At 74.6% G+C, this 15,487-nt stretch carries 13 protein-coding genes; 8 read left to right on the top strand and 5 right to left on the bottom strand.

Translation table 11 applies throughout. The features are described 5' to 3' along the window. Nucleotides 1–18: 18 nt before the first annotated feature. Nucleotides 19–1,428 carry a DNA repair protein RadA gene (gene radA / locus ACGFZL_RS03055; protein WP_393688715.1) on the bottom strand — a complete coding sequence of 470 codons (1,410 nt, stop codon included), beginning with the start codon at nucleotides 1,426–1,428 and terminating at the stop codon, nucleotides 19–21. Between the two features lie 220 nt (nucleotides 1,429–1,648). On the opposite strand from radA, the gene ACGFZL_RS03050 reads away from it, so the two are divergent. Continuing rightward, nucleotides 1,649–3,385, top strand: a complete 1,737-nt coding sequence (locus tag ACGFZL_RS03050; protein ID WP_393688713.1) for a BACON domain-containing protein — start codon at nucleotides 1,649–1,651, stop codon at nucleotides 3,383–3,385. Nucleotides 3,386–3,390: 5 nt separating this feature from the next. Here the strand turns inward: ACGFZL_RS03050 and ACGFZL_RS03045 are convergent, their stop codons facing one another. Continuing rightward, nucleotides 3,391–4,230, bottom strand: a complete 840-nt coding sequence (locus tag ACGFZL_RS03045; protein ID WP_393688711.1) for a hypothetical protein — start codon at nucleotides 4,228–4,230, stop codon at nucleotides 3,391–3,393. A gap of 61 nt (nucleotides 4,231–4,291) precedes the next feature. Between ACGFZL_RS03045 and ACGFZL_RS03040 the strand changes: the two genes are divergently transcribed. From ACGFZL_RS03040 to ilvD, 3 genes are all read left to right on the top strand, one after another. Continuing rightward, nucleotides 4,292–5,221 carry a Ppx/GppA phosphatase family protein gene (locus ACGFZL_RS03040; protein ID WP_355176152.1) on the top strand — a complete coding sequence of 310 codons (930 nt, stop codon included), beginning with the start codon at nucleotides 4,292–4,294 and terminating at the stop codon, nucleotides 5,219–5,221. A gap of 236 nt (nucleotides 5,222–5,457) precedes the next feature. Then, on the top strand, nucleotides 5,458–6,279 hold the full coding sequence (locus ACGFZL_RS03035) for a sugar phosphate isomerase/epimerase family protein (protein ID WP_393688708.1): 822 nt from the start codon (nucleotides 5,458–5,460) through the stop codon (nucleotides 6,277–6,279). Between the two features lie 100 nt (nucleotides 6,280–6,379). Then, entirely contained in the window at nucleotides 6,380–8,233 is a 1,854-nt protein-coding gene (gene ilvD, locus ACGFZL_RS03030; RefSeq protein ID WP_393688706.1) for a dihydroxy-acid dehydratase, read from the top strand. Nucleotides 8,234–8,264: 31 nt separating this feature from the next. On the opposite strand, the gene ACGFZL_RS03025 is transcribed toward ilvD, so the two are convergent. Beyond that, entirely contained in the window at nucleotides 8,265–10,463 is a 2,199-nt protein-coding gene (locus tag ACGFZL_RS03025) for a protein kinase domain-containing protein (RefSeq protein WP_393688704.1), read from the bottom strand. A 196-nt stretch (nucleotides 10,464–10,659) separates the two neighbouring features. On the opposite strand from ACGFZL_RS03025, the gene ACGFZL_RS03020 reads away from it, so the two are divergent. From ACGFZL_RS03020 to proC, 4 genes are all read left to right on the top strand, one after another. Continuing rightward, nucleotides 10,660–10,974 (top strand): SH3 domain-containing protein, encoded by a 315-nt coding sequence (locus tag ACGFZL_RS03020; RefSeq protein ID WP_393688702.1) that lies wholly within the window; start codon nucleotides 10,660–10,662, stop codon nucleotides 10,972–10,974. 88 nt (nucleotides 10,975–11,062) lie between these two features. After that, on the top strand, nucleotides 11,063–11,584 hold the full coding sequence (locus ACGFZL_RS03015; RefSeq protein ID WP_393688700.1) for an EamA/RhaT family transporter: 522 nt from the start codon (nucleotides 11,063–11,065) through the stop codon (nucleotides 11,582–11,584). Between the two features lie 41 nt (nucleotides 11,585–11,625). Continuing rightward, on the top strand, nucleotides 11,626–12,399 hold the full coding sequence (locus ACGFZL_RS03010) for a class I SAM-dependent methyltransferase (RefSeq protein ID WP_393688698.1): 774 nt from the start codon (nucleotides 11,626–11,628) through the stop codon (nucleotides 12,397–12,399). A gap of 80 nt (nucleotides 12,400–12,479) precedes the next feature. Then, a complete protein-coding gene (proC, locus tag ACGFZL_RS03005; protein ID WP_355176159.1) occupies nucleotides 12,480–13,292 on the top strand; it encodes a pyrroline-5-carboxylate reductase in 813 nt (270 codons plus the stop codon). A gap of 24 nt (nucleotides 13,293–13,316) precedes the next feature. Here the strand turns inward: proC and ACGFZL_RS03000 are convergent, their stop codons facing one another. Further along, on the bottom strand, nucleotides 13,317–13,901 hold the full coding sequence (locus ACGFZL_RS03000; protein WP_355176160.1) for a cysteine hydrolase family protein: 585 nt from the start codon (nucleotides 13,899–13,901) through the stop codon (nucleotides 13,317–13,319). 15 nt (nucleotides 13,902–13,916) lie between these two features. Further along, nucleotides 13,917–14,942: a tryptophan--tRNA ligase gene (gene trpS, locus ACGFZL_RS02995; RefSeq protein ID WP_393688695.1), complete on the bottom strand. Its 1,026-nt coding sequence runs from the start codon at nucleotides 14,940–14,942 to the stop codon at nucleotides 13,917–13,919. Nucleotides 14,943–15,487: the final 545 nt, after the last annotated feature.

The following is a 15,487-nucleotide window of genomic DNA, read 5'->3' as shown; positions in this document are numbered from 1 at the left end:
GCGAGACCAGGGCAAAGTCTACCGGCGGTCCTCCGACTCCTGGGGGGCCTCTCGCCGACGGGAGCGCGGGAGGACCCGCAGGGCGTCCCCCATGTCGGCCACCTCGACCACCTTCATGCCGTCCGGGACCCGCCCCGGATCGCCCGGCACCAGGGCGTGCGTGAAGCCGAGCCGGGCCGCCTCGGCGAGCCGGCGCTGCACGCCCGTGACGCGTCTCACCTCACCGGCCAGGCCCACCTCGCCGATCGCCACGAGGTTCTTCGGCAGCGGGGTGTCGGAGGCGGCCGAGGCGAGCGCGAGGGCCACGGCGAGGTCGGCGGCCGGCTCGGTGAGCTTCACGCCGCCGACGGTCGCGGAGTAGATGTCCCGCTTGCCCAGCGCGCTGATCCGGCCGCGCTGCTCCAGGACGGCCAGCATCATCGACACCCGGGAGGTCTCCAGGCCCGAGGTGGTGCGGCGCGGGGAGGGGATCTGGGAGTCGACGGTGAGCGCCTGCACCTCGGCGACCAGCGGGCGGCGGCCCTCCAGGGTGACGGTCAGACAGGTGCCGGGCACCGGTTCGGCGCGGCGGGTGAGGAACAGGCCGCTGGGGTCGGCCAGGCCGGTGATGCCCTCGTCATGCAGCTCGAAGCAGCCGACCTCGTCGGTGGTGCCGTAGCGGTTCTTCACGCCGCGCACCAGGCGCAGGCGGGCGTGCCGGTCGCCCTCGAAGTGCAGGACGACATCGACCAGGTGCTCCAGGAGGCGCGGGCCCGCGATGGCGCCGTCCTTGGTGACGTGGCCCACCAGGAGGGTGGACATCCCGCGCTCCTTGGAGGCGCGGATCAGGGCGCCGGCGACCTCGCGGACCTGGGCCATGCCGCCGGGCGCGCCGTCGATCTCGGGGGAGGCCACCGTCTGCACCGAGTCCAGGATCAGCAGGGACGGCTTCACCGCGTCCAGGTGCCCGAGCACCGCCGCGAGGTCGGTCTCCGCCGCCAGGTACAGATGGTCGTCGATGGCCTTGATGCGGTCGGCGCGCAGCCGGACCTGGCTGGCGGACTCCTCGCCGGTGACATAGAGGGTGCGGTGCTGCTCGCTCGCCGACTTGGCGGCCACGTCGAGCAGCAGCGTCGACTTGCCGACGCCGGGCTCGCCGGCCAGCAGCACCACCGCGCCGGGCACCAGGCCGCCGCCGAGCACCCGGTCCAGCTCGGGCACGCCGGTGGGGCGGGCGGTGGCCTGCCGGCCGTCGACCTGGCCGATGGGGACGGCGGAGGTGGTGACGCGGCCCGGCGTCGTGGTGCGGACCGCGGGCGCGCCGTACTCCTCGACCGTGCCCCACGCCTGGCACTCGGGGCAGCGGCCGAGCCACTTGGCCGTCTGCCAGCCGCACTCCGTGCAGCGGTAGGACGGCCGTTCCTTGGTGGTCTTCGTACGGGCAGCCATGCACGAACCGTAACCGGGGCCACCGACAACGCCCTGCGCCGTCGCCGCCGGAAGCCCGCCGCTCCGCGCGTCCGGGGCGCGAACCGGCCATCGGCCGACCCGAACCGGCCAGGCGTTCCCGACCCGCTGTCCCCTTATGAGGGATCGTTTCACCCGTACGGGTTAAAAGGGTCCGACGTGCCGGTTCGGGCTCCCTATGGGCGCCTACGGTCGCCAGGTGATGAGCAGCAGTCCGCAGACCACGACCCGCACGACCGGCACCCACCGGGCGCAGCGAGAGGCGCGTGACCGTGCGGCGGCGCGCACGCTGGCCGAGCGCCCGCCCGCACCCCACGACGACTGCCTGGACGGCCTGTTCACCTACTGCCTCTCCGTCCTGTGCGACCACGTGGCCGCCACCGCGGCCCTGGCCGACGCCCTCGCGCTCGCCGGCCGCCGCGGCCACCGCGGCCCGGCCGCGCCCGAGGACCGCCGCGCCTGGCTCTACGCGCTGGCCCGCTGGGCCTGCCTGCGCAAGCTCGCCGAGGCCCGGCAGAAGCGGCACGGCGGGCACGCGGCGGGTCGCGAACCCCGGGCCGCGGCCCCACCCGTGGCCGAGCCGGCGAGCGTCCCCGCCTCCCCGGCTTCCCCCGCCTCCCCGGACGACGACACCCGCCGGCGCCAGCGCCGCGAACTGGCCCGGCTCGCCTGGCCGGAGGCGGCCGGCACCACCCCGGAGCAGCGCGAGGCCCTCGAACTGGCCGTGCGCCACCACCTGGCCCCCCGGGAGGTCGCCGCCGTCCTCGGCATGGAGCCGGCCGCCGCCCGCGAGCTGCTCGCCTCCGCCGCCTGCGAGGTCGAGCGCACCCGCGCCGCCCTCGCCGTGGTCGAGACCGGCACCTGCCCCGGCGTGGCCCGGCTCACCGGCGACCAGCAGCTGGTCCTCGGCGCCGCGCTCCGCCGCGAACTGGTCCGGCACGTGGACGACTGCCCGCGCTGCCGCCGCACCGCCGAGCGCGCGACCCCCGGGCGCTGGCCCGGCACCACCGTCACCCCCGCCGAACTGCCGGTGCTCACCGCGCCCCGCGCGGCACTGCGCTCCGCCCCGGCGCACCTCCCGCGCGCGCGTGGGGACGTCCCCCGCTTCGACCGGCGCGGCTTCCCGATGGACCCCAAGGACCGCGCGGCCCGCCGGGACCGGCTGCGCGCGCGGGCCGTCACCACGACCGTCGTGGCCACCGTCGTCGCGGCCCCCGTGCTCGCCCTGTGGGCGGCCTACCGGGGCACCCCGATCGGCGAGGGCGAGGACGGCCCCCCGTCCAGCACCACCGAGGCGCACGGCCCGGACGGCGACGCGTCCGGCGGCGGCCGTGGCTACGAGAACGCGGGCAACGCCTCCACCCCTCCCGGCGCCCGAGCCGGCAAGAACGGCAAGGCGGACGTCTCCGTGGAGGTCGTCAGCGTCGCCGGCGCCGGCGGCCGTACGGCCACCGCCATGACGGTGACGGCGAGCAACTCCGGCGACACCACGCTGATCACCCTCACGGCGACCGGCGACACCCCGGTGCGCTGGTCCGCCACCACCGGCACCGCCTGGCTCTACCTCAGCCGCTCCTCGGGCACCCTCGCCCCCGGCGAGAGCGTCACCACCCGGGTCTACGTCGACCACCTGCGCGAGCCGTCCGGCGCGTGGAACGCGCGCGTGGCCATCGCCCCCGCCGGCGCGGTGGTCTCCATCCACGGCCACGGCGCGGCCCCTGACCCGTCCGGTCCCGACCCGCGTCCCAGCGCCACACCGCGCCCGACCTCGCCGGACCCGGACCCGACCCCGTCGCCCACCCGCTCGCCCGACCCGACCCCGACCATCGACCCGTCGTCGCCCACCCCGGACCCCACGCCACCGTCACCGTCCCCGACGGACGGCGGAGGCGACCCCACCGCGCCGACCGGGGACCCGACGGGCGACCCCGCGTCCTGAGAGACCTAGGACCGCGCGGGATCGGCCGGGTGCGGTGCCAGCAGCGGCAGCTGCGACGCCAGCCGCTCCTCGCACAGCTCGACGAGCCGGTCGTAGCCCGCCTTGCCCATCAGCTCGATCAGCTCGGGGCGGTAGGAGACGTAGACCGGGTCGCCCGCGCCGTGCGCCGAGGTGGCCGAGGTGCACCACCAGTGCAGGTCGTGCCCGCCCGGACCCCAGCCGCGCCGGTCGTACTCGCCGATCGACACCTGGAGCACGCGCGTGTCGTCGGGCCGGTCGATCCACTCGTACGTCCGCCGCACCGGCAGCTGCCAGCACACGTCCGGCTTGGTCTCCAGCGGCTCCCGGCCCTCCTTCAGGGCGAGGATGTGCAGCGAGCAGCCCGCGCCGCCGGCGAAGCCGGGACGGTTCTGGAAGATGCACGAGCCCTCGAAGGGGCGGGTCTGCCGGCTGCCCTCCTCGTCCTCGGCGACCCAGCCGTTCCGGGTGCCCTCGGCGTGGTGCTGCCAGATGTCCGGGGTGAGCCGCGCCACGTGCCCGGCGACCCGCTGCTCGTCGTCCTCGTCGGAGAAGTGCGCGCCCAGCGTGCAGCAGCCGTCCGCCGCGCGGCCGGCCTGGATGCCCTGGCAGCCGCTGCCGAAGATGCAGTTCCAGCGCGACGTCAGCCAGGTGAGGTCGCAGCGGAAGACCTGCTCGTCGTCGGCCGGGTCCGGGAACTCCACCCACGCGCGCGCGAAGTCGAGGCCCTGCTCGTCGTCGGCCGGCGGTCCGCTCGGCCTGTCCTTCTTGCTCTTCATGTCCCGCTTGCCCGACTTCTCGACCTTCGCCTGCTTCGTCTTTGGCACGCGTCCAGGGTAAGTCGCCGCGGGCGGAACAGAAGCCCTGGTCGGCAGTAGCGTTTCCGGTATGAGACTCGGTGTCCTCGACGTGGGATCGAACACGGTGCACCTGCTGGTGGTGGACGCGCACCCCGGTGCGCGCCCGCAGCCCGCGCACTCGCACAAGGCGGAGCTGCGCCTGGCCCAACTCCTCGACGGGGACGGTGCCATCGGCGCGGACGGCGTCGACCAGCTGGTCGCGGTGGTCCGGGAGGCCCTGGAGGCCGCCGAGGACAAGGGCGTGCAGGACCTGCTGCCGTTCGCCACCTCCGCGGTGCGCGAGGCGCGCAACGCCGATGACGTCCTCGCGCGCGTGCGGGAGGAGACCGGCGTCGAACTGACGGTGCTCACCGGCGCCGAGGAGGCCCGGCTGACCTTCCTCGCCGTGCGGCGCTGGTTCGGCTGGTCCGCGGGCAAGCTCCTGGTCCTCGACATCGGGGGCGGCTCCCTGGAGATCGCCTACGGCATCGACGAGCAGCCCGACACCGCGGTGTCGCTGCCGCTGGGTGCCGGGCGGCTGACCTCGGCGTGGCTGCCCGGGGACCCGCCCGACCCGGACGACGTGCGGGCGCTGCGGCGGCACGTGCGGGCGGAGATCGCGCGTACGGTCGGGGAGTTCAGCCGGGCCGGTTCTCCCGACCACGTGGTCGCCACGTCGAAGACGTTCCGGCAGCTGGCCCGGATCACCGGCGCGGCGCGCTCCGCGGAGGGGCCGTACGTGCAGCGGGAGCTGAAGCGGGCCTCGCTGGAGGCGTGGGTGCCGCGGCTGGCCGCGATGACGGGGGCGGAGCGGGCCGAGCTGCCGGGGGTCAGCGCCGGGCGCGCGGGGCAGCTGCTCGCGGGGGCGCTGGTGGCGGAGGCCGTGATGGACTTGCTGCGCGTGGAGAGCCTGGAGATCTGCCCGTGGGCTTTGCGGGAGGGCGTGATCCTGCGTCGCCTGGACCACATGGGTTCGTAGTCGTCTGCGGGTCCGCTGTGGCTGGTCGCGCAGTTCCCCGCGCCCCTAGGGCATGCAGTCCCGCCCGCCTGCACAGCTGCGGGCAGTCGTGCCGCTGGGGCGGCACGGGTGGGCGCAGCGGCACCCCGTCGCGCCGGGTTGCGCCACCCCCCCGGCCCGCACCCCCACCGTGGCGAACCCCACAGCCGTCCACAGCCGTCCACAGGCCCCCGCGCCCACCCCGTAACCTGTCCCCCATGGCAGAGCCCACCCGCATCCCGGATGCGAAGGTCGCCCTGTCGACGGCCTCCGTCTATCCGGAGTCGACGGCGACGGCGTTCGAGATCGCCGCCCGTCTCGGGTACGACGGGGTGGAGGTCATGGTCTGGACCGACCCGGTCAGCCAGGACATCGACGCCCTGCGCCGCCTCAGCGACCACCACCGCGTCCCGATCCTCGCCGTGCACGCCCCCTGCCTGCTCATCACCCAGCGTGTCTGGTCCACCGACCCCTGGACCAAGCTCCAGCGCGCCCGCACCGCTGCCGAGAGGCTCGGCGCGAGCACCGTCGTCGTGCACCCCCCCTTCCGCTGGCAGCGCCAGTACGCCCGCGACTTCGTGACCGGAATCTGGCGCATGGCCGGCGAGACGGACGTCCGCTTCGCCGTCGAGAACATGTACCCCTGGCGCTACCGCGACCGCGAGATGCTCGCGTACGCCCCCGACTGGGACGTCACGAAGGAGGACTACCGCCACTTCACGATCGACCTCTCCCACGCCGCCACCGCCCGCACCGACACCCTCGGCATGCTGGACCGCATGGCCGACCGCCTCGGCCACGTCCACCTCGCCGACGGCAGGGGCTCCGCCAAGGACGAGCACCTCGTCCCCGGCCGCGGCACCCAGCCCTGCGCCGAGGTCCTGGAGCACCTCGCCCGCACCGGCTTCGACGGCCATGTCGTCATCGAGGTCAACACCCGCCGCGCGATGTCAGGCGCCGAACGCGAGGCCGACCTGGCGGAGGCCCTGGCCTTCACCCGCCTGCATTTGGCGACGGCGACGAGAGTCCCGCGCCCCTGACCGAGACCGGTGTCCCGCAATCCGGACACCCCGTCCCGAACGCTGGATGAGCGGCGTACGCTCGACAGCATTCGGAGTATCCACTGAGAGGCGAGCGACGATGCCCGAGCTGAGGTCCCGCACAGTCACCCACGGCCGCAACATGGCGGGCGCCCGCGCCCTGATGCGCGCCTCCGGTGTACCCGGCGCGGACATCGGGCGGAAGCCGATCATCGCGGTCGCCAACAGCTTCACCGAGTTCGTGCCCGGCCACACCCACCTCGCCCCGGTCGGCCGGATCGTCAGCGAGGCGGTCGTCGCGGCCGGCGGCATCCCGCGCGAGTTCAACACCATCGCGGTGGACGACGGCATCGCCATGGGTCACGGCGGGATGCTCTACTCCCTCCCCTCCCGCGACCTGATCGCGGACAGCGTGGAGTACATGGTCGAGGCGCACTGCGCCGACGCCCTGATCTGCATCTCCAACTGCGACAAGATCACCCCGGGCATGCTCAACGCCGCCCTGCGGCTGAACATCCCCACCGTCTTCGTCTCCGGCGGCCCGATGGAGTCCGGGCGCGCCACCCTGGTCGACGGCACGGTCCGCACCCTCGACCTGGTCGACGCGATGTCGGAGGCGGTCAACGACAAGATCTCCGACGAGGACATCCTCCGCATCGAGGAGAACGCCTGTCCCACCTGCGGCTCCTGTTCCGGCATGTTCACCGCCAACTCGATGAACTGCCTCACCGAGGCCATCGGCCTCTCCCTCCCCGGCAACGGCTCGGTCCTCGCCACCCACACCGCCCGCAAGGCGCTGTACGAGCGCGCCGCGCACACGGTGCTCGACCTGACCCGCCGCTACTACGAGCAGGACGACGACTCGGTCCTGCCCCGCAGCATCGCCACCCCCGCGGCCTTCGGGAACGCCATGGCGCTGGACATCGCGATGGGCGGCTCCACCAACACGATCCTGCACCTGCTGGCCGCCGCCCAGGAGGCCGAGGTCCCCTACGGCCTCGCCGAGATGGACGCCCTCTCCCGCAGCGTCCCCTGCCTGGCCAAGGTCGCGCCGAACGTCGCGAAGGACCGCACGTACTACATGGAGGACGTGCACCGCGCCGGCGGCATCCCCGCCCTCCTCGGCGAACTGCACCGCGGCGGCCTGCTCAACGAGGACGTGCACTCCGTGCACAGCCCCTCCCTGGCCGACTGGCTGAAGACCTGGGACGTGCGCGGCGGCTCCCCCTCGCAGGAGGCCGTGGAGCTGTGGCACGCGGCCCCCGGCTGCAAGCGCTCCGCCGAGGCGTTCTCCCAGTCCGAGCGCTGGGACTCCCTGGACGAGGACGCCGAGGGCGGCTGCATCCGCTCCGTCGAGCATGCCTACTCCGTGGACGGCGGCCTCGCGGTGCTCCGCGGCAACCTGGCCGTCGACGGCTGCGTGGTGAAAACGGCCGGCGTCGACGAGACCATCTGGACCTTCGAGGGCCCGGCCGTGGTCTGCGAGTCGCAGGAGCAGGCCGTCGAGAAGATCCTCACCCAGCAGGTCAAGGAGGGCGACGTCGTCGTCATCCGCTACGAGGGCCCCAAGGGCGGCCCCGGCATGCAGGAGATGCTCTACCCGACCTCGTACCTGAAGGGCCGCGGCCTCGGCAAGGCGTGCGCCCTGGTCACCGACGGCCGCTTCTCCGGCGGCACCTCGGGCCTGTCCATCGGCCACGCCTCACCCGAGGCGGCGGCCGGCGGCACCATCGCCCTGGTCGAGGACGGCGACCGGATCCGCATCGACATCCCGAACCGCTCCATCGACCTCCTGGTCGACGACGCCGAACTCACCCGCCGCGAGCAGGCGCTGAACGGCGCGTACGTCCCGAAGAACCGCGAGCGCAAGGTCTCCGCGGCCCTGCGCGCCTACGCCGCGATGGCGACCAGCGCGGACAAGGGCGCGGTGCGCGACGTCTCCAAGTTGGGCTGACCGAAGGGCCGGCCCCGCTCCGGGCGGGGCCTCACCAGTCGGCCGGGTCCCGCCCGTCCACGCCGAACACGCTGCCGTCCGGCGCCCCGGCGTACACGTGCCCGCCCGCGAGCACCGGCGCCGGCAGCGCCGAGGGCACCCGGTCGCCCTCGCCCCCGAGCCGGGGCGGCGTCTGCCCGAGCAGCCGGCCCGTGACCGCGTCGACGCCGAGCAGGCGCCCGTCGGGCGCGGCCACGTACACGTGCCGCCCGTCGGCGACCGGCGCCGAGCCCCGGCTCACCCCCGTCTCCAGCCGCCAGCTCTGCTCGCCGGCCGCCAGGTCCACCGCGGCCAGCGCGCCGCCCGAGCCCATGAGGTAGACGGTCTGCCCGCGCACCGCGGCCTCCGCCTGGACGACCGGCACGGGCAGCGCCACCCGCCGCACCGAGCCGTCGGCCGGCCGGTAGCGCACCACCGCGTCCACGTCCCCGGTGACCGTGCCCCCCGCCCCGCCCGCGGTGAAGTACACGGACCCGCCCTCCGCGCCGACCGGCGTCAGCGCCCCCGCCAGCTCCCTGTCCCAGCGCACGGCCCCGGTCGCCGGATCGAGGGCGGTGACGCGGGTCCGTTTCCCGTCCTCCGCCGGCCGCGCCACGTAGGCCGCCGCCTCCCCGCCCGCCACGGTGACCGTGGCCCCGGTGCGGCCGGGCAGGTCGCGGGTCCAGCGCACCGCGCCCGAGGCGCCGTCCAGGCCGCCGACCCGGCCGGTCCTCCCGGCCACGCCGGTGAGCAGCAGCATCCCGCCGGCGGGCCGCGCCGCGCCGTACGCCGGCCCCTCCGCGGCGCCGTGCCGCCAGGCCGGCTCACCCGTGGCCGGGTCGAGCCCCTCCAGCGGGCCGACCCGGTCGAGGGCCGGCTGGACGAACCCGCCCGCCACCACGGGCGGCGCGCTGCGCGCCCCCGGCGCGACGGGGTGCCGCCACAGTGTGTCGCCGTCGGCCGGGTCGAGGGCGTAGACGAGCCCGGACCGCGCGCACAGCAGCCGGCCGGCGCCGTACGAGCACTGCGAGGCGCCCTCGCCCCCGTCCGGCGTGCTCCGCCACGCGCCGAACCCGCCCGGCGCGGCCTCCCCGCCCCGCCCGGCCGGCCCCGCGTCGCCCCGCCCCTGCACGGCGACGACCCCGCCGACCACGGCGAGGCACAGCGCCGCCGCGCCGGCCACGAGCGCGAGCGTCCGCCGTCCAGGGCGCCGGCGCGGCGGGGAGGCGGCGGCCACCGGGTCGTCCGGGGCCGGGCCGCCCACCGCCGGACCGTTCACCACTGGAGCGTCCACTGCCGGTTCCGCCGCCGATCCGTCCCGCTGCGCCGGTATGAACGTCTGCGTGTCGTACGACGCCGCGACCGAGCGCAGCTCCCGCATCAGCTCGTCCGGGGTGGGCCGCTCGTCGGGGTCCTTGGCGAGGCAGCGCCGCACGAGGGGCGCGAGCGAGCCGGGCACGCCGGTGAGGTCGGGCTCGTCGTGCACGACCTGATAGGCGACGACGTAAGGGCTGTCCGAGTCGAAGGGCCCGCGCCCGGTCGCCGCGTGGACCATGAGCGAGCCGAGCGCGAAGACGTCGGCGGCCGGCCCCACCTGCCTCGGCCGCCGGAACTGCTCCGGCGCCATGAAGGGCGGCGTGCCGATCAGCTTGCCCGTCTCGGTGCGCAGCTCGCTGTCCTTGGGGCGTGAGATGCCGAAGTCGATGACCTTGGGCCCGTCCTCGGCCAGCAGCACGTTGCTCGGCTTCAGATCCCGGTGCACCACGCCCACCCGGTGGATGTCCCGCAGCGCCTCCGCGAGGCCCGCCATCAGCTGCCGCACCTGCCCGGCCTCCATCGGGCCGCTCAGCTTCACGTGCTCGGCGAGGGTGGGGCCGGGGATGAACAGCGTGGCCATCCAGGGCCGTTCGGCGTCCGGATCGGCGTCCACGACCGGCGCCGTGAACGCGCCGCTCACCCGCCGCGCCGCCGCGACCTCCTGCCGGAACCGCCCCCGGAACTCGGGGTCCTCGGCGAACTCGGCGTGCACCACCTTCACCGCGAGCCGCATCCCGGAGGCGCTGCGCGCCAGATGGACCACGCCCATGCCACCGGAGCCCAGACACGACTCCAGGCGGTAGTGCCCGGCCTGCGCCGGACGCTCCGCCGGTACCGGACGTGCCGTTTCCGCAGCCGCTTCCTCGCCCGCGCCGGCGTTCCGCGATGCCGCCATGGGACCACCCCCGTGCTGTTCCCGTGTGTCGCCGCCGCGCGCGCGACGTTCGGAGCCTAGTCGAACGGGTCGTACGGGACAGCGGCGGCTTGCTAGCCTCCGCGTGCGAGTTGCGAACTCGTGTGCCCGGTGTGCTCCGGGTGACAGAACACGACCCCGCGCGGACACCGCGGGGCGGGACGGGGGAGGTACCGCGATGTCGTCGGAAGAGGTCAAGAACGCGCAGGCCGGGGAGCGCGCGGAGGCAGTCGCCACGGCCGCCGCCACGTCGTACCCGATCGCGCCGGGCTACACCGTCAACGTGCGCAGCGGCCCCGGCACCAGCTACGCGGCCATCGGCAGCCTGCAGCCGGGCGCCCGGGTCTCGATCATCTGCCAGTCGCCCGGCACCCGGGTGAACGGCCCCTACGGCACGTCGAACATCTGGGACTGCATCGGCAACGGCAAGTTCGTCTCCGACGCCTACGTCCACACAGGCAGCGACGGCTACGTGGCCCCGCGCTGCTCCTGACCCCACCCGGCACCGGGCGCCACCGCGTGCCGCCGGGCGCGGGCTCCCCACCCGGGACCCGCGCCGCCGGCGGCGCCATAATCGAACCGTGAGCGCAGCGAACGGCACGAACGGCACCCCGGACACCCCGGCGGGCCCCGCCACCCCCACCGGACCCCGCCCCGAGCCCCTCAGGTTCTTCGGCACCACCTGGGTCGCCCACGACCACGGCTACGCCGCCCGCCGGGCCGGCGTCGCGGCCGGCTCGCTCGCCCTCGCGGCGGCCTCCTGCTTCGTACTGCGCATCGCCTACGAGGGCCTGCAGATCGCCGACATCGGCGGCTTCGTCACCGCCCTCATGGTGCTGATGTTCGCGGTGTGCAGCGCGCTGGCCTTCCGGCACACCTGGTCCGCCTTCACCACCCGCCCCGACCCCGACCGCCTGGCGTCCCTGCGCGGCCTGCTGGCCATCGGCTTCATCGGCTCCCTCCTCGCCTACTTCCTGCGCAGCCTCACCGAGGCCCCGGGCGAGGCCCTCCACCGCGCCGAGTACGACCGCGCCCGCGAACTCCACGAGCAGCGCACCACCCGCCGCACGGGCAACCCCGCCAAGAAGCGCCGCCGCTCCTGAACGCCCTTCCGGATCATCGGCGGAGCGCGCATGCTGCCGTCATGACGACGTCCCCGCCGCCCCATGCCCGCGCCCACTCCTTCAACGCCGCCGCGGCCCAGTACGCCGCCAACCGCCCCTCCTACCCGCCCGCCCTCTTCGACGCGATCGAGGAGCTGGCCGGCCGCCCCCTGGCCGGCGCCCGCGTGGTGGACACCGGGGCCGGCACCGGCATCTCGACGGCCCGCCTGCACGCGCGCGGCGCCGACGTGATCGCCGTGGAGCCCGGCGCCGGCATGGCGGCCGAGCTGCGCCGCGCCCTGCCCGGCGTGCCGGTGGTGCGGGGCGACGGCAACGCCCTGCCGCTGGCCGACCACAGCGCCGACCTCCTCACCTACGCCCAGGCGTGGCACTGGACCGACCCGGCCCGCTCGGTCCCGGAGGCGATCCGCGTGCTGCGCCCCGGCGGCGCGCTCGCCCTGTGGTGGAACACCTCCGCCGCCGGCATCGGCTGGATCGCCGAGGCCGGCGCCCGCGCCGCCCGGCACTTCGGCCTCGACACCCGCGCCGAGAACCGCGACCTCGAGCCCGCCGGCGTCGACCCCTCGGGCCGCCTGGAGTTCACCCGCCGCGTGGTCCGCTGGAGCCGCCGCGTCCCCCTCGACACGCACCTGGCGAACCTCGGCAGCCACTCCGTCTTCCTCATCGACACCCCGGACCGCTCGGCCGCCTACCTCGCCGAGGAGCGCGAGCACGTGCTGGCCGTCTTCCCGGACGGGGTGGTGGAGGAGACGTACGACGTGGTGCTGCTGCTTGCGCGAACCCCGGCCGCCTGACCCCCCCCGACGGGCCACGGCCGGTCCGCCCACCGGACGTCCCGCCCCCGCGCGACGGCGCCGGTGCGAGACTGACCCCCATGACCCAGAAAGTCGCCGTCCTCGGCACCGGAAAGATCGGCGAGGCCCTGCTCAGCGGCATGATCGGAGCCGGCTGGGCGCCCGCCGACCTCCTCGTCACCGCCCGCCGCCCAGAACGCGCCGACGAGCTGCGCACCCGCTACGGAGTGACCCCCGTCGGCAACGCCGAGGCGGCCGAGGGCGCCGACACCCTCATCCTCACGGTCAAACCGCAGGACATGGGCACCCTCCTCGACGAACTCGCCCCGCACGTGCCCACCGACCGCCTGGTCATCAGCGGCGCGGCCGGCATCCCGACCGCCTTCTTCGAGGACCGCCTCGCCCCCGGCACCCCGGTCGTCCGCGTCATGACCAACACCCCGGCCCTGGTGGACGAGGCCATGTCCGTCATCTCCGCCGGCACCCACGCCACCGCCGCCCACCTCGCCCACACCGAGGAGATCTTCGGCGCCGTCGGCAAGACCCTGCGCGTCCCCGAGTCCCAGCAGGACGCCTGCACCGCCCTCTCCGGCTCCGGACCGGCGTACTTCTTCTACCTGGTCGAGGCCATGACCGACGCCGGCATCCTGCTCGGCCTGCCCCGCGACAAGGCCCACGACCTGATCGTGCAGTCCGCGATCGGCGCCGCGACCATGCTCCGCGACAGCGGCGAACACCCGGTCAAGCTCCGCGAGAACGTCACCTCACCCGCCGGCACCACCATCAACGCCATCCGCGAACTGGAGAACCACGGCGTCCGGGCCGCCCTCATCGCCGCCCTGGAGGCCGCCCGCGACCGCAGCCGCGAACTGGCCTCCGGCACCAAGGACTGACCCGCCGCCCGGGGGCGGGCGGGTTCACCCGGCGGCGGCCACCACCTCCGCCGTCCGCACCACCCGCGCGAACCCGCCCCCGTGCAGCGAGACGGCCGACGCCCGCGCCAGCTCCTCCGCGCTCTGCCGCCACCCGAAGGGCCCCGCCAGGTCGAAGGTGTACGTCGCGTCGAAGGCGACCAGCACGTCGAAGCCGAGGTTCCCGCCCATCCGCGCCGTCGTCTCGACGCACATGTTGGTCTGGATCCCGGCCAGCACGACCTGCCCGATCCCCTCCCCCTCCAGCCACGCCCGCAGATCGGGCGCCCCGAGGAAGGCGGAGTTCACGCTCTTCGTCACCAGCAGCTCCGCCCCGGCCCCCTTCCCGCGCCGCCGCTCGACGTACTCCTTGAAGCCGTTGCCCTCCTGCCCCGGCCGCAACGGCGACCCGGCCTCCACCGAGTCGTGCCGCACGAAGACGACCGGCCGCCCGGACGACTGCCATACGTCGATGAGGGCGGCGATGTTGCCATCGGCCCCCGGGTTGTTGCGCTCCCCCCAGAAGCCGGCCTCCTCGAAGCCCTGCTGCACGTCCACGACCACCAGTGCTGCGTTCCGCGCGATGTCCATGCCCCGATCCTGCCGCTACCGGACCGCCCCGGGCACCACGTCCTCCACCGGCGCCAGCAACCCGATGGCCCGATAGGCGGCGTCGACCGTCGGCCGCGCCACCGCCCGCGCCTTCTCCGCCCCCGCCCGGAGCACACCCTCGACGTACCCGGGATCCCCGCACAGCTCCCGGTGCCGCTCCCGCACCGGCCGCAGCACCTCCACCACCGCCTCCGCGGTGTCCTTCTTCAACGCGCCGTACGAGGAGTACCCGGCGGCCAGCGCGGCCGGGTCCCCGCCGGTGCAGGCGGCGAGGATCTCCAGCAGGTTGGCGAGCCCGGGCCGCGCCGCCCGGTCGTGGACGACCTCGCTCCCGCTGTCCGTCACGGCCCGCATCACCTTCCTGCGCACCACGCCCGGCTCGTCCAGCAGATAGACGATCCCCGGCCCGACGTCCTCGGACTTCCCCATCTTGGAGGCCGGGTCCTGGAGGTTCATGACCCGCGCGGCCACCTTCGGCAGCGTCACCTTGGGCACCACGAAGGTGTGCCCGTACCGCTGGTTGAACCGCACCGCCAGATCCCGCGCCAGCTCCACGTGCTGCGCCTGGTCGTCGCCCACCGGCACCTCGTCGGCCCCGTACGCCAGGATGTCGGCGGCCATCAGCACCGGATACGTCAGCAGCGACAGCCGCACGCTCCCGCCCCGCACCCGCTCCCGCGCGGCCTTCTCCTTGTACTGGATCATCCGCCGCATCTCCCCGTCGGTCGCGACGCACTCCAGCAGGTACGACAGCCGCGCGTGCTCGTCAACGTGGCTCTGCACGAAGACGGTGCACAGCTCCGGATCGAGCCCGGCCGCCAGCAGCAGCGACGCCGCCTGCCGGCTCAGTCTGCGCACCCGCGCGGGGTCGTGGTCCACGGTGAGCGCGTGCAGGTCGACCACGCAGAACAGCGCGTCCGACCGGTGCTGGTCCTCGGCGACCCACTGCCGCAGCGCCCCCAGGTAGTTCCCCAGCGTCAGATGCCCCGTCGGCTTGACCCCGCTGAACACCCGTGTCATCTCTCCACCTCCTGGTCAGGGCCGCCGCCACCGGGTGGCCGCCCCTCCTGGAGGGAGATACGCGAACGGCCGCCGAAGCGGCGGCCGTTGTCTACGCGTACGTGAGCGCGGCCGCCGTCAGGCGGTCCGCCAGCACTGGGTGCAGGTACGCGTCGTCATGCGGCTCACCGTACGCCCCGCCGAGGCTCCCCGCCCAGAGTTGACACACCCGGACCCCGTCCGTAGTGTTCTCCGAGTTGTCCGACGTGAGCGCCGGCCCCGGTCGGTCCCCGGACAGCGATTCCCGAAGTACCCATCAATCAAGCGGCAACAGCTGTCTTCTTTGGTGCGCGTAATTCGAGAAAGCCCCCGATTAGCTCGGGAGCCCGGAATCGGCTAAAGTCTCACTCGTCGGAACGGCCCAACAGCCGGGAAGACAACCCCCTCTGACTGGGAATCAGGGCCCGAAAGGATCTGATAGAGTCGGAAACGCAAGACCGAAGGGAAGCCCGGAGGAAAGCCCGAGAGGGTGAGTACAAAGGAAGCGACCGTTCCTTGAGAACTCA

Source organism: Streptomyces sp. NPDC048182, from assembly GCF_043202555.1.
GTDB lineage: Bacteria > Actinomycetota > Actinomycetes > Streptomycetales > Streptomycetaceae > Streptomyces.
The sequence above is the reverse complement of the archived record's forward strand: the minus strand, read 5'-3'. Positions and strand labels throughout refer to the sequence as shown.